The following is a 13,388-nucleotide window of genomic DNA, read 5'->3' on the forward strand; positions in this document are numbered from 1 at the left end:
AATACTGAGAAACACTATGGCACTCGACCCAATTTGGAAACAACAACTGACTTTAGTGACTTATGGCAATGAATATTTGTCTCATGGTCTGAGTGTGCAACAGTGGCGAGAGCTTCCCATTTTTGATGAGCATGTTTTTGCGTTTCGTGATTTGATGTCACAGCATTTGCTTGCCCAGCATTTTCAAATTTGGCTAGAACATCTGAAAAAACAGGGAGCAACTCGCCTGAGCCTACATGCTTCAAGCATGCTCAACGATGAAAAAAATCCAAATCCAAACATTGAATTACTTCCCTATTCGCATTTTATTGTCAGCCATCATGACAAGAAAAAAACCGCGTGGGTCTTTGGCAATGAACTGGCTGAATGGTTGAATACCGAACAGGAATTTGTGATTCCAGATGCTCAGAAAAGCTCAACTCGCCAAGAAACGTTATGGAATTTTGAGCTCAATAGCAAACTCTACAAAAAAATTCAGGCTGATTTACAAGCCCCTGAATGGGAGCGCATTCAGCAATATCTGACTCAGGAATTGTTTAACACAACTTATGCGCAAAATGTACTGCAACAACGCTTCATTGAACAACATTACACAGGCTTTAACCTGACTCAACCACAAAAGATTAATCTTGATGCTGAAGCAAAATCCGCGCTCCTCCCTGCACAATATCAAGCAACCCTAAGCAATGAATTATTACTAAAACTTGAAGCGCTTGAACTTGATTTAGCTGAACAGGCTAAAATTCAAAGTGAAGAAAATCAAGCTTTTGCATCTGTCGATGAACAACGTGCATTAAAACATTTCTCGACAAAACTGGACGATTTATTCAGCAAATTTATTGTTAAAACCGCAAATCATTATCAGACCGCACAGCGTAAAATCATCGAACCTGAAACACCATTTGAAACATCTGCAGCGATACCTCAAGCTCAAAGTTATGCCAATCTAAATTTGAATAAATCTACAGCGACAGAGCCTCACAAGCATCAGATTTCCAATAAAAATGTTGCCGCTTTAGTGATCATCACCGTCTTGATTTGCGCTTTGGCATATTATTTTGGTTTTTAAAATATCAATCCGATGGGAATATCTACAGGATTGACCCATCTTTTTTCATGTATTAACCTCTTTTTAATTTTAAACAATTATAAATATATATTTTCAATGCTTTCTAAGTGGCGATTAAGGATAAAACCATGAAGATCAATCTCCGTATTTTAAGCAGTTTGAGCTTAGTGATCGGATTAAGCTTACCCATCGTAAGTTGGGCACAAACTGAACCTGCCAACAATACCCATGAAGTTAATCAACGACTTGATTTTCTGTATGGTGAACATGCGTCTTATCAAAAATTTCTAAAAGATTTTCAAGCCGCTACGCAAGAACGAGAAAAAACCAAAGTCGCAAGCATGATTCATTACCCGATCAAAATTAATCTAGAAGGTAAAAAGATCACTTTTAAATCTGCTCAAGAGCTGCTGAAACGTTATGATGACATTTTCGACCCAATGTTGGTCAACGTGATTCAAGCGCAAAAATATGAAAATGTGTTCGCCAATACACAGGGCATCATGATTGGTGAAAGTGGAGAACTTTGGTTTTCAGGATTTTGCTTAGATAAAAGTTGCAAGAAAGTCAGCATTAAAATTATTGCGATTAATAAATAGATTTGAATGGCGCAGTTTCCAAACTGCGCCATTCAATTGATCAGATCGACTGTAAATGTGTTCTTGCCTGCATCAGTGCAAAACCAAGTAGGTTTAAACCCTGCCATTTTTCTGGATATTCAGCTTTTTCATCGTCTTGTGCCAAGCCAATCCCCCAAATCTTGTCAACGAGTGATGCTTCAACCAAAACCCGCTCACCTGTTGCCAACAAGAAATCTTTTAGCGCAGCGTGCTGAGAGAATTTAGCAATACTTCCCTGCACGACAATCTCAAAACGATGCGCCAACCAAACAGTTTCATCGTAGTCTTTGACCAAACGACCCAGTTTTTTGGCCTGATTCGGGTGTCCCGATGCCAAAATTTTTTCAAAAACCACATCATCTGCAAATAATTTGGCTTTTTGCGCCATCATATAATGCTCTGCGGTTGCATAATGAATACCATCAAGCTCAAATGCACTCGGATACCACTGGCTCAAACAGCTTTTATCAACAATCTTTGGATCTTTGGATGTATGTCCCCAAAAGCAGAGATATTTAAATTTTTTCCCTTGTTGTCGGGATTGTATTAATTGTTCTAAAAAACCATGATCATTCATTTTGTTTATTCTCATTTTAGACGAACCCAAAGAAACTCAGGTTGAACTTATATTCTGATTATTTTAACCAATAAAAAAGACCGCAAATGCGGTCTTTTTTGAATCTCTAAGCTTATGCAGCTAAAGCACCTTTAGCTTTTTCAGCTAAAGCAGCGAAAGCAACTGCATCATGCATAGCGATGTCAGCTAACACGCGACGGTCGATGATCACTTGAGCTTTTTTCAAGCCATCGATCATGCGGCTGTAAGACAAGCCGTTTTGACGAGCACCAGCGTTGATACGCGCAATCCATAGAGCACGGAATTGACGTTTTTTCTGACGACGGTCACGGTAAGCGTATTGACCAGCTTTGATTACCGCTTGGAACGCTACGCGATAAACGCGTGAACGAGCACCATAGTAACCTTTAGCACGAGCGAGAATTTTTTTGTGACGACGATGAGCCACTACACCACGTTTTACACGAGCCATTTATAAATCTCCTTAGATGTATGGGCACATACGACGAACTGAAGCAACGTCACTCACGTGAACCATTACACAGCCGCGCAACTGACGAATACGCTTAGCAGATTTTTTGGTCAAAATGTGGCGTTTGAACGCTTGTTTACGCTTGAAACCGTTAGCAGTCGCTTTGAAACGTTTAGCTGCACCACGGCGAGTTTTTAACTTAGCCATAACAACCTCTTTAAGCACCTGTTCGGCACGTTTGCACCATTGCAATAACGACCTGCAGGTAAGGAAGGCGGTATTTTATAGCAACTCTGCTCAAAACAAAAGCATTTCCCTCGCTAATTTTGTCAATGATCTTGCAATTCTTTCAGCACAAGCGGCCATAGGTTTTGGTGGCTCCGTTTAAACCATGCCATGTGTCCAATTTCTTGATGTTGCCATTCATTTGGTGCCAATTCGATACGCTTCTTTTGAGCATTCGGATATAACCGCAACAGGTCTTCTACATTGGTTTTCGTCGCAATTTCATCATCTATTGCATGGATTGCAGTCATCGGAATTTGAATCTTGTCATGAAAGTCATGAAAAATACTTTTCCCCAACGCATTTTCAATATATCCCGCTTGGCTACAGAACTCTCGCCACTGCCGTGCAACCGCTTTGGGTAGATTTTCACCCATACCAATCCATCGGCTTGCGCCATAACCAAATAACTGGCTTGAAAATGGAAACAATACGTTAAACATCACAGGAGCGAACCACTTGGTTTGACCGCTTAAGCCTTTGACATAACCTGTTGAGCCTGCCACAGCCACAAGCTTTGCCACCCGATGGTAATTAGGTACAACACCGAGCAATTGCCCACCTGCACTGTGCCCAATCATCAAAACTTGTGATTTCTGGGTTCGTTGCAGCAAGTAATCAATTGCCGCAGGAATATCCAGCATGCCCCAATCTTGAATACTGGCTTGAGAGTCTTTGAGTTTTCCATGTAAAGATTCCCCGATCCCACGAAAATCAAAACATAAAACATCATAACCCTGTTCAAATAACCAAGTTGCAAACGCTTGATAAAATCGCTGACGAATACCTGTTGCAGGACAGATCAGAATGGGTAAAGTCGGCACAGATGATTGATGTTGATAGAAAGATCCTGTCAAGCAATAACCATCTCGGCAATACAGATGAACTTTTTCAGGTTGGATCATCAGCGTGTACTCTATTCATGAAAATTCACTATAAAATATCCAAGCGTCAAATAACTAATTCAAAACTTGTGCCACTCAGTCACCTTATTTTTATGATTAATTTATCTTAAAAATTTATAAGATTTTACACCATATTCAATAAGTAAAATCTCAAATTACGAGAGTAATATTGATTAAATCTCGCTATACTTGAATTCTTTACTCAACTTACTTTCTAAGATCATGCACACAAAACAGGATGCTTTTGCTGCACTTCGCTATCGTGATTTCACTATTATTACCATAAATCAACTTTGTCTTACTTACGCTTGGCATTCTCATTCAGGAAGTGATTGTCGGGTACAGCCTCTACCAAATTACCAAAGACCCGCTGACCCTCGGGATGATCGGTCTAGCGGAAGCAATCCCATTTATTACCCTGTCTTTATGGGGTGGTTATTTTGCTGACAAATTCAATAAACAGACCATTATGAAAATCTGTTTATTTTTCTCCTTCCCATTACCTTTGGTTTTGTGGACATTATTTTACCGTTTTGATTCAAATCAACTTTCTATTGAACTACTCAAATGGGGAATCTACAGCGTTATTTTCTGTTTTGGGGTTATTCGTGGTTTTTACTCTCCTGCTGCAACGTCACTCAAACCGTTTCTTATTCCTCGTGAGTTATATACCAATGGTGCAACTTGGACGACCATTGGTTGGCAAAGCGGTGTCATCTTAGGCCCAATGCTCGGCGGTTTCATGTTGGCAGGTTTAGGTCGTGAAACCAGTTTACTGAGTGTTGCGCTACTGATGTTTATTTGCTTCTGCTTGGTTAATATTCTGCAAAAACGTGAATTTCCTGCCATGGAAAAAGCAGATCTTTGGTCAAGTATGCAAGAAGGTTTCCGCTTTATCTGGAATACCAAAATTGTCCTTTGGGCGATTTCACTGGATTTGGTCTCCGTTTTATTTGGTGGCGTGGTGGCACTCTTACCCATTTTTGCATCTGATATTTTAAAAACAGGGCCTGAAGGTTTGGGTTTATTACGTGCTGCGCCATCAATTGGCGCACTCTTCACCATGATTATTTTAACCCGCTTTCCACCAACACAACACGCTTGGCGTAATATGTTGCTGGCTGTTGCAGGATTTGGGGTATTCACCTTAATCTTTGCATTCTCAAATTATATGTGGCTCTCATTATTCGCACTCATGATGACGGGTGCATGTGACAGTATTTCCGTGGTCATTCGCCAAACCATTTTGCAACTCTATCCACCTGAAAATATGCGAGGTCGTGTTGCTGCGGTGAATGGTATGTTTGTATCGAGCAGTAATGAACTCGGTGCTTTTGAATCAGGATTGACTGCAAAATATATGGGAACCATTACTGCCACCATTTTTGGCGGCTGCATGACGCTCGGTGTTGTGGTCTTAAGCTGGATCAAGACCAGTGAGCTTTTTGGTGTCGATATTAATCAAGGGCATGATGAACAAAAAGCCCTTTCAGATGAAGCATGAAGCATAAACCATAAAAAATGACCTCTGATGAGGTCATTTTTTTGATGCTACACCGCTAGATTTATAGTGTAATGGCTAAGGCACGCTGTACCGCAGGTCGGTCATTCATACGCTGCATATACGCTTGAACGTTTGGAAAGTCATCTAATGCAATATCTTGCCATTCATAACGACGCAACCATGGGAAAATTGCCATATCTGCAATTGAATATTCACCTGCAACATAGTCCTGACCAATCAACTGTTTCTCTAACACACCATATAAACGCTTGCTTTCATTGACATAACGGTCGATAGCATATGGAATTTTTTCTTTTGCAAAACGATTAAAGTGATGATTTTGTCCCAACATTGGGCCTAAGCCCCCCATTTGCCACATGAGCCATTGTTCTACTTCAACCCTTTGCTGCTCATCGCTTGGGTAAAATAAACCTGTTTTTCGACCTAAATATTGCAGAATTGCGCCCGACTCAAATACAGAAATTGGCTCACCCTGTGGGCCATTTTGATCAACAATTGCTGGAATTTTATTATTTGGTGAAATTTTTAAGAAATCTGGCTGAAACTGATCATCTTCTGAAATATTAATTGGGAAAAGTTGATATTCAAGCCCCATTTCTTCTAGTGCAATCGTTATCTTATGCCCATTGGGTGTACCCCAATAATAGAGATCAATCATTTGAATTCCTTTGCCTATTTGAGTAAATCAGTATTCATGCGTTTGTTATAGCATGTTTTAAGCAGCGTTCTAAAACATTTAAACTGATAAAAACCTTCAATTTTTCAAGATAAAAATCAATTTAAAAAATCATATCATGAGAATCTTAAAATTTTATTTTAATCTTAATTCCGTCATTCTATTCATGCGTTCCTTTGCATAAAAAAAGCACCACTCAAATGAGCAGTGCTTTTTTACGTCAAATCAGACAATTACTTTTTCTTTTTCGGTCCAAGTAACATGCCCATTTGGCGACCTTCCATTTTTGGCGCTTGTTCAACGACACCAATCTCAGCAACGTCAGCTTCAATTTTTTGCAATTGAGCTAGACCCAATTGTTGGTGAGCCATTTCACGACCACGGAAACGTAAAGTAATTTTAACTTTGTTCCCTTCTTCCAAGAAACGAATAATCGCACGCAATTTAACTTGATAATCACCTACATCCGTTGCAGGACGTAATTTGATTTCTTTCACTTGCACTTGATGCTGTTTTTTCTTCGCATCTTTCTGCTTTTGCTTCAGATCAAACAAGTGCTTGTTGAAATCCATGATTTTACAAACAGGTGGCTCTGCATTAGCAACGATCTCAACAAGGTCAAGATCAGCATCTTCTGCAGCTCGCAATGCTTCATTTAATGAAACAATCCCTTTTTGTTCACCTTCAGCATCAATGAGCCGTACCTCTTTGGCACGAATCTCAGTGTTCAATGCTGGACGATTGCTTTTACCACCTTGTTGTTGGTTACGATCAGGCTGTTTAATCTTTCTTACTCCACAATGTACCGGCCGCGTTCGGCTACGGCAGATTTCACCAAGTCAATGAAAGCATCAATTGACATAGTACCTAAATTTTTTCCTGAGCGGGTACGGACATTGACAGTACCTTCTTCAACTTCACGATCGCCGAGTACCAAAAGGTACGGAATACGCTCAAGTGTACGCTCACGAATCTTAAAGCCGATTTTCTCATTTCTCAAGTCTGAAATGGCACGTAAACCATTTTCTTTGAGTTTTGCCACAACTTGTTCACACGCTTCTGCTTGAGAATCGGTAATGTTCATGACACATGCCTGAACTGGAGATAACCAAGGTGGCATGAAACCAGCGTAGTGTTCAATAAGTATACCAATAAAACGCTCAAAACTGCCAAGAATTGCACGGTGCAACATCACAGGTTGATCACGTTCATTGTCTTCAGTCACAAAAGAGGCATCGAGACGTTCAGGCAAGTTAAAGTCACATTGAATTGTACCGCACTGCCATACACGACCTAAGCAGTCTCTCAATGAGAATTCAATTTTTGGCCCATAGAATGCGCCTTCACCCGGTTGTAATTCCCAAGCCAGACCCGCTGCATCCAAAGCATCAGCTAAAGATTTTTCAGCCATATCCCAAAGTGCATCATCACCCACACGTTTCTCTGGACGTGTAGACAACTTCATTTGCACTTCTTCAAAACCGAAGTCTTTATACACATCTAAAGTCAGTTGAATGAAGTCAGCAACTTCCTGACCAATTTGTTCTTTGGTACAGAAAATATGTGCGTCATCTTGAGTAAAGCCACGTACACGCATAATGCCGTGCAATGAACCCGATGGCTCGTTACGGTGACATGAACCAAATTCGGCCAAGCGAATTGGTAAATCACGGTAAGATTTTAAACCTTGGTTAAATACTTGCACGTGACATGGGCAGTTCATTGGTTTTACGGCATAGTTACGACTTTCTGAATGTGTCGTAAACATGTTGTCCGCATAGTTTGCGGCGTGACCTGATTTTTCCCACAAAGTAAAATCAACGATTTGTGGTGTTTTAATCTCAAGGTAGCCATTGTCCTGCTGAACTTTACGCATGTATTGTTCAAGCATTTGGTAAATGGTCCAGCCATTTGGATGCCAGAACACCATACCCGGTGCTTCTTCCTGCATATGGAACAAGTCTAACGCTTTACCAATTTTACGGTGGTCACGCTTTTCAGCTTCTTCAATACGCTTGATATAAGCAGCAAGCTGTTTCTTGTCCGCCCAAGCCGTACCGTAGATACGTTGTAACTGTTCATTCTTCGCATCACCGCGCCAGTAAGCACCAGAGATTTTAGTCAGCTTGAATGATTTTAAGAATTTTGTGTTTGGTACGTGTGGGCCACGGCACATGTCCAAATAGTCTTGATGATAGTACAAGCCCATTTGGGTTTCTTCAGGCATGTCCGCAATCAAGCGTAATTTGTATTCTTCACCACGTGCAGTAAATTCTGCGATCACTTCATCACGTGGGGTCATTTTTTTAATGACATCATAGTCTTGATCGATGAGCTTTTTCATACGCTCTTCGATGGCAGCCATATCATCTAAGGTAAATGGACGTGGCATCCAGATGTCATAGTAGAAACCTTCTTCAATGACAGGACCAATCACCATTTTTGCTTCTGGGAAAAGCTGCTTCACTGCATGACCAACCAAGTGCGCACATGAGTGACGAATGATTTCAACACCTTCGTCATCTTTAGGCGTGATAATTTGCAGCGTTGCATCTTCGGTAATTAGGTCACACGCATCGACCAAGCGACCATTTACACGGCCTGCAACAGTGTTTTTTGCAAGTCCAGGTCCGATACTTAGAGCGACATCCATAACGGATACAGCTTGATCAAAAGTTTTTTGATCGCCATTTGGCAATGTGATAATTGGCATAGATAAATCCTTAAGGAGTGATGCCCCGCACAATAGAGCATGTCACCGCGAGATTAAAATCGAGGAAAACCTCAAAATAAAAACGGTGGCTAAAAAAGTCCACTATGATTCTACACGTCTTGTGCTATTTAAGAAACCTTTGTATTTCAATCTATAATTTTTTTAAACCATATCAATCTTCAGGCATAAAACAAAACCTTCCAACAAGCACAATTAAGACTAAAGCAGGGCTAATTTTTAGGGCAGATTTCATCTAATGTGTATGCAAAATAGTCAAAACGATAGAACAACAACACGACAGGAGCAATTGACATGGCAGTCAGTGCATATGATGAATTACCCAAAAATGCAGCCAACTTTGTTGCATTATCGCCATTACGCTATTTGGAGCGGGCAGCCCATATCTACCCACATCAGGCCGCAATGATTCATGGATCACGGCAGATTACTTGGCGTGAAAAATATACCCGCTGTCGTCAGTTTGCGCATCAGCTTAATCAACTGGGTATTGGCAAAAATGATACGGTTTCCGTGCTGTTGCCCAATATTCCCGCCATGATTGAAGCGCATTTTGCCGTTCCCATGGCAGGCGCTGTGCTGAATACCTTAAATACTCGTCTTGATGCCAAAACACTGGCTTTTATGTTGGATCATGCTGAAACCAAGCTGTTACTGGTCGATAGTGAATTTTCGGCTCTCGCACAGGACGCTTTGGCTTTGGTTCAGCATCAAATTCAAGTGATTGATGTACATGATGCTGAATATGATGGTGCTGTAAAAGATATTGGTTTTATTGAATATGAAACTTGGCTCGCACAGGGAGATGCCGATTTTGAATGGCATTTACCTAACGATGAATGGGATGCAATTAGCTTAAATTACACCTCAGGCACGACAGGCAACCCGAAAGGCGTGGTTTATCATCATCGTGGGGCTTACATTAATGCCGCCAGTAATATCATTGCCAGCGGCATGATTCCACGTGCCAAATATTTATGGACACTGCCACTCTTTCACTGCAATGGTTGGTGTTTTGCATGGACGATGGCAGCCAATGGCGGAACCAACATTTGTTTACGCAAAGTCGATCCAGAACTGGTCTTTAACCTGATTGCCGAGCATAAAGTCGATTATTTCTGTGGCGCGCCGATTGTGCTATCTCTACTCATCAACACACCAAAAGACAAACAGGCTCATTTTGACCATCGTGTTGAAGTGATGGTCGCTGGCGCTGCACCGCCTGCTGCGATTATTGAAGGCATGCGTCATCTTGGGATTAATGTCACCCATGTCTATGGCTTGACCGAAACCTATGGCCCTTCTGCGCTCTGTGCATCACAGGCAGGCTGGAGTGAACTCTCCATTCAAGAACAAGCTCAGCTTCACTCTCGTCAAGGTGTTCCCTATCCACTGCAAGACGGCATGAAAGTGATTGACCCTGAAAGCATGCAACCTGTCCCGCACGATGGTCAGACCATGGGTGAAATTATGTTCCGTGGCAATATTGTGATGAAAGGCTACCTTAAAAATCCAAAAGCCACAGAAGAAGCCTTTGCAGGTGGATGGTTTCACACGGGTGATCTGGCCGTCTGTCAGCCCGATGGCTATGCCAAAATCATGGATCGCTCTAAAGACCTGATTATTTCTGGTGGGGAAAATATTTCATCGCTTGAGATTGAAGAAGTGCTGTATCGGCACCCTGCTGTTTTAACAGCAGCAGTCGTGGCTAAACCTGACCCTTACTGGCAAGAAGTTCCTTGTGCTTTTATTGAACTCAAAACAGGTCATGAACTCAGTGCCGAGCAACTGATTGAGTACTGCAAACAGCATCTGGCACGTTATAAGTTACCCAAAGATATTGTGATGACCGAAATTCCAAAAACTTCAACAGGAAAATTGCAGAAATTTATTTTAAGAGAATGGGCAAAACAGCGTGCTGAACAGCAAACAGACTAAGTTTCACTCAAAAAATAAGCGACCTTGATGGTCGCTTACTTTTATCTTGATTTGCCTTGATCAGATAACAAACCAATTTGTTGGACATAGTTCAACAATTTTTGACGAGAAACTTCAAGCTCCTCTTCGGTTGCTTCAAGTTTTTTATCACGATGAATGCGCAAAATATGTTGACGCAACGTATGTTTATCGGTTGCGTTAAACTGTTTGCTAAATTCGTGAATGGCACTATCACCCTGCTCAATCATACGATCCACCCAGCGCTGCAATTGTGCCTGTTTTTTTGCACCTTGCTGCGGGGTCAGATACGATAAAATCAAACTCTCATCTTCATTACGAAGTAGTTTACCAATACGTTGAAATTGACGGCGGCGCGCTTCAAATGAGCTAATCGCCTGTACATCAAGCAACGCTTCAATTAAACGCTCTTCAACTGGAAGTTGTTGAATTTGCTTAGTTGAAAGCGCTGCCAATTGTTCACCCAAAGCTGCCATACGTTGTACGGCTTTCTTTTGTTCAGTTTTACTCGCACGACCTTCTAAAGATTCAAAATCTTCTTCGGTATAGCGTTGTTGCGGTCGTCGTGCCACGTTTAATCTGCCTCATAAAATTTTGCTGCGAAAAGAGCCAGAACTTCGTCCAAGGCTTTCTCTTCATCTGGTCCGTCTACCACAAGTCGTAATGTTGTCCCTTTCCCAGCACCAAGCATCAGCAATGCCATGATGTTCTTTGCATCGATCAGCTTATCACCCTTACCAATTTGAATCGAAGAGCGAAATTTGGTGGTCACTTCAATTAATTTGCCAGAGGCACGTGCATGTAAACCAAGTTTGTTAATTACATCTACTGTCGTGTCAATCATGACCAATGCTTCATTTCTCTATGTAAGACCTGAATAGACCAGTTCGCCTTCAATGCTTTTCTAAGTCTATCCACCATATAAACTGAGCGGTGCTGCCCACCCGTACATCCAATGGAGACGGTAATATAATGTCTATGCCCTTCTGCAAAGGCAGGAAGCCATTTCTCTAAAAATTGATGAATATCATCAAACATGGCATTGGTTTGATCACTTGCGCCTAAAAATCTTTGAATCGGTGCATCAAGACCAGAGAATTTACGCAATTCTAAATCCCAATGCGGGTTTGGCAAGTGCCGTACGTCGAAAACATAGTCCGCATCAAGTGGAATGCCATGTTTATAACCAAATGATTGCAAAATCACAATCATATCTTCTGACTGTCCAAGTTTGGACAACAAGGTATGCTTTAAATCATGCACACTTTTGTCTGTGGTATCAATATTTACCGTTGCCCGAAACTGTATAGGCAACAACAGACTTTTTTCTGCTTCAATACATTCAAGCAGAGTTTTATAGCGCGATGCAAGAGGATGCGGACGACGTGAAGCACTAAAACGAGAAATCAAGCCTTGATCTTGTGTGGTTAAATAAATGACATCGACCACACCATGTTTTTGCAACTGTTCAAAAACATGATCAAATTCTTGGAAATCTGCCTGAGTACTACGCACATCGACACCAAGTGCCAACTGCTCTAGGTTATTTTCATGATCCAGTTTTGCCACAATTTCGGGAAGCAGCGCCAACGGCAAATTATCAATACAGTAATAACCCAGATCTTCTAGCACCTGTAGCGCTGATGATTTTCCTGAACCTGACTGACCTGTGACAATTAAAATACGTTTCATGACACTGCTTTCCTCATTGCGTTTAAACAATGTTATCCAACAAATTTGACAACTAAATTATCAATTAAGCGTGTTGTACCCAGTTTTGCTGCAATAAAAATGACAGTGTCTTGCTGAAAACCCTGAACTGCTTGCAAACTTGGGCTACGTGCTTCTACATAATCCACAACAAAACCTGCGCTTGTCAGTTGAGTTTTGATTTCAGCCAAAACTATCTGTAAATCCACACCATTCAATAAAGCCTGCTCTGCGGTCTTTAAACTTTGGTAAATGGTTGGAGCAACAGCACGTTGTTCAGGTGTCAAATAACCATTACGTGAACTCAGCGCCAAACCATCGGCTGCGCGGGTAATCGGTACGCCAATCACTTCGATTGGGAAACTTAAGTCTTGTACGAACTGACGAATCACTGCGAGTTGCTGAAAATCTTTTTGACCAAAAAATGCCAAATTTGGCTGAACAATATTAAATAATTTGCTCACCACAACTGCAACACCATCGAAATGCCCAGGGCGTGATGCACCGCATAAATCTTCTGTAATGCCTGAGACACTGATATTGGTCAAACGCGGCTGTTTGCCATACATTTGCTCAACACTTGGTGCGAAAATAATGTCACAACCGACATCAGCCAGTAACTGACTGTCTTTATCTAGCGTTCTTGGATAATTGGCATAATCTTCATTCGGTCCAAACTGAATTGGATTCACAAAAATACTCACTACAACCACGTCACAAAGTTTCTTGGCTTCACGAACCAAATTAAGGTGACCTTCGTGCAGATTCCCCATGGTCGGGACAAAACCAACGCGTTTTTTGGCTGTACGTGCTGGACTAAGTGCGGCATTTAGCCCCTGAATTGTCGTTTCAGTTTTCATGA

The 13,388-nt window shown here is 41.4% G+C and carries 14 protein-coding genes and 1 pseudogene; 4 read left to right on the top strand and 11 right to left on the bottom strand.

Going from position 1 to position 13,388, the window contains the following annotated elements; translation table 11 throughout:
• Positions 1 to 16: 16 nt before the first annotated feature.
• Complete coding sequence (locus GBN19_RS01645; RefSeq protein ID WP_151776921.1) at positions 17 to 1,069, top strand: hypothetical protein; 1,053 nt, start codon at positions 17 to 19, stop codon at positions 1,067 to 1,069.
• A gap of 128 nt (positions 1,070 to 1,197) precedes the next feature.
• Positions 1,198 to 1,668 carry a hypothetical protein gene (locus GBN19_RS01650; protein ID WP_151710904.1) on the top strand — a complete coding sequence of 157 codons (471 nt, stop codon included), beginning with the start codon at positions 1,198 to 1,200 and terminating at the stop codon, positions 1,666 to 1,668.
• A 40-nt stretch (positions 1,669 to 1,708) separates the two neighbouring features.
• Here GBN19_RS01650 and GBN19_RS01655 read toward each other — a convergent pair whose 3' ends face one another.
• The 4 genes from GBN19_RS01655 to GBN19_RS01670 all read right to left on the bottom strand — a co-directional run bounded on the left by GBN19_RS01655 (position 1,709) and on the right by GBN19_RS01670 (position 3,928).
• On the bottom strand, positions 1,709 to 2,266 hold the full coding sequence (locus tag GBN19_RS01655; protein ID WP_151776922.1) for an NADAR family protein: 558 nt from the start codon (positions 2,264 to 2,266) through the stop codon (positions 1,709 to 1,711).
• A gap of 112 nt (positions 2,267 to 2,378) precedes the next feature.
• Positions 2,379 to 2,738, bottom strand: a complete 360-nt coding sequence (gene rplT / locus GBN19_RS01660; RefSeq protein WP_000124858.1) for a 50S ribosomal protein L20 — start codon at positions 2,736 to 2,738, stop codon at positions 2,379 to 2,381.
• 12 nt (positions 2,739 to 2,750) lie between these two features.
• Complete coding sequence (gene rpmI / locus GBN19_RS01665) at positions 2,751 to 2,945, bottom strand: 50S ribosomal protein L35 (RefSeq protein ID WP_001096359.1); 195 nt, start codon at positions 2,943 to 2,945, stop codon at positions 2,751 to 2,753.
• A 122-nt stretch (positions 2,946 to 3,067) separates the two neighbouring features.
• Positions 3,068 to 3,928, bottom strand: coding sequence for an alpha/beta hydrolase family protein (locus tag GBN19_RS01670; RefSeq protein ID WP_151776923.1), 861 nt, complete (start codon positions 3,926 to 3,928; stop codon positions 3,068 to 3,070).
• Positions 3,929 to 4,150: 222 nt separating this feature from the next.
• Between GBN19_RS01670 and GBN19_RS01675 the strand changes: the two are divergent.
• A pseudogene (locus tag GBN19_RS01675) lies at positions 4,151 to 5,432 on the top strand (MFS transporter).
• 61 nt (positions 5,433 to 5,493) lie between these two features.
• On the opposite strand, the gene GBN19_RS01680 reads toward GBN19_RS01675, so the two are convergent.
• From GBN19_RS01680 to thrS, 3 genes are all read right to left on the bottom strand, one after another.
• On the bottom strand, positions 5,494 to 6,111 hold the full coding sequence (locus GBN19_RS01680) for a glutathione S-transferase family protein (RefSeq protein ID WP_151710746.1): 618 nt from the start codon (positions 6,109 to 6,111) through the stop codon (positions 5,494 to 5,496).
• A 251-nt stretch (positions 6,112 to 6,362) separates the two neighbouring features.
• Complete coding sequence (gene infC / locus GBN19_RS01685; RefSeq protein ID WP_111893163.1) at positions 6,363 to 6,914, bottom strand: translation initiation factor IF-3; 552 nt, start codon at positions 6,912 to 6,914, stop codon at positions 6,363 to 6,365.
• A 5-nt stretch (positions 6,915 to 6,919) separates the two neighbouring features.
• A complete protein-coding gene (gene thrS, locus GBN19_RS01690) occupies positions 6,920 to 8,842 on the bottom strand; it encodes a threonine--tRNA ligase (RefSeq protein WP_151776924.1) in 1,923 nt (640 codons plus the stop codon).
• Positions 8,843 to 9,154: 312 nt separating this feature from the next.
• Here thrS and GBN19_RS01695 point away from each other — a divergent pair, with 312 nt between their 5' ends.
• Positions 9,155 to 10,798: an acyl-CoA synthetase gene (locus tag GBN19_RS01695; protein ID WP_151776925.1), complete on the top strand. Its 1,644-nt coding sequence runs from the start codon at positions 9,155 to 9,157 to the stop codon at positions 10,796 to 10,798.
• A 41-nt stretch (positions 10,799 to 10,839) separates the two neighbouring features.
• Here the strand turns inward: GBN19_RS01695 and yjgA are convergent, their stop codons facing one another.
• From yjgA to panC, 4 genes are read right to left on the bottom strand one after another with little or no spacing between them, the layout of a single operon-like run.
• Positions 10,840 to 11,388 carry a ribosome biogenesis factor YjgA gene (gene yjgA, locus GBN19_RS01700; protein ID WP_111893166.1) on the bottom strand — a complete coding sequence of 183 codons (549 nt, stop codon included), beginning with the start codon at positions 11,386 to 11,388 and terminating at the stop codon, positions 10,840 to 10,842.
• A 2-nt stretch (positions 11,389 to 11,390) separates the two neighbouring features.
• Positions 11,391 to 11,660, bottom strand: a complete 270-nt coding sequence (locus tag GBN19_RS01705) for an HPr family phosphocarrier protein (protein WP_151710749.1) — start codon at positions 11,658 to 11,660, stop codon at positions 11,391 to 11,393.
• A complete protein-coding gene (gene rapZ, locus GBN19_RS01710; RefSeq protein ID WP_151776926.1) occupies positions 11,657 to 12,508 on the bottom strand; it encodes an RNase adapter RapZ in 852 nt (283 codons plus the stop codon). Before rapZ ends, GBN19_RS01705 begins: the two co-directional genes overlap by 4 nt.
• 32 nt (positions 12,509 to 12,540) lie before the next feature.
• Positions 12,541 to 13,386 carry a pantoate--beta-alanine ligase gene (panC, locus tag GBN19_RS01715; RefSeq protein ID WP_151776927.1) on the bottom strand — a complete coding sequence of 282 codons (846 nt, stop codon included), beginning with the start codon at positions 13,384 to 13,386 and terminating at the stop codon, positions 12,541 to 12,543.
• Positions 13,387 to 13,388: the final 2 nt, after the last annotated feature.

The organism is Acinetobacter brisouii (genome assembly GCF_008993995.1).
GTDB lineage: Bacteria > Pseudomonadota > Gammaproteobacteria > Pseudomonadales > Moraxellaceae > Acinetobacter > Acinetobacter brisouii_A.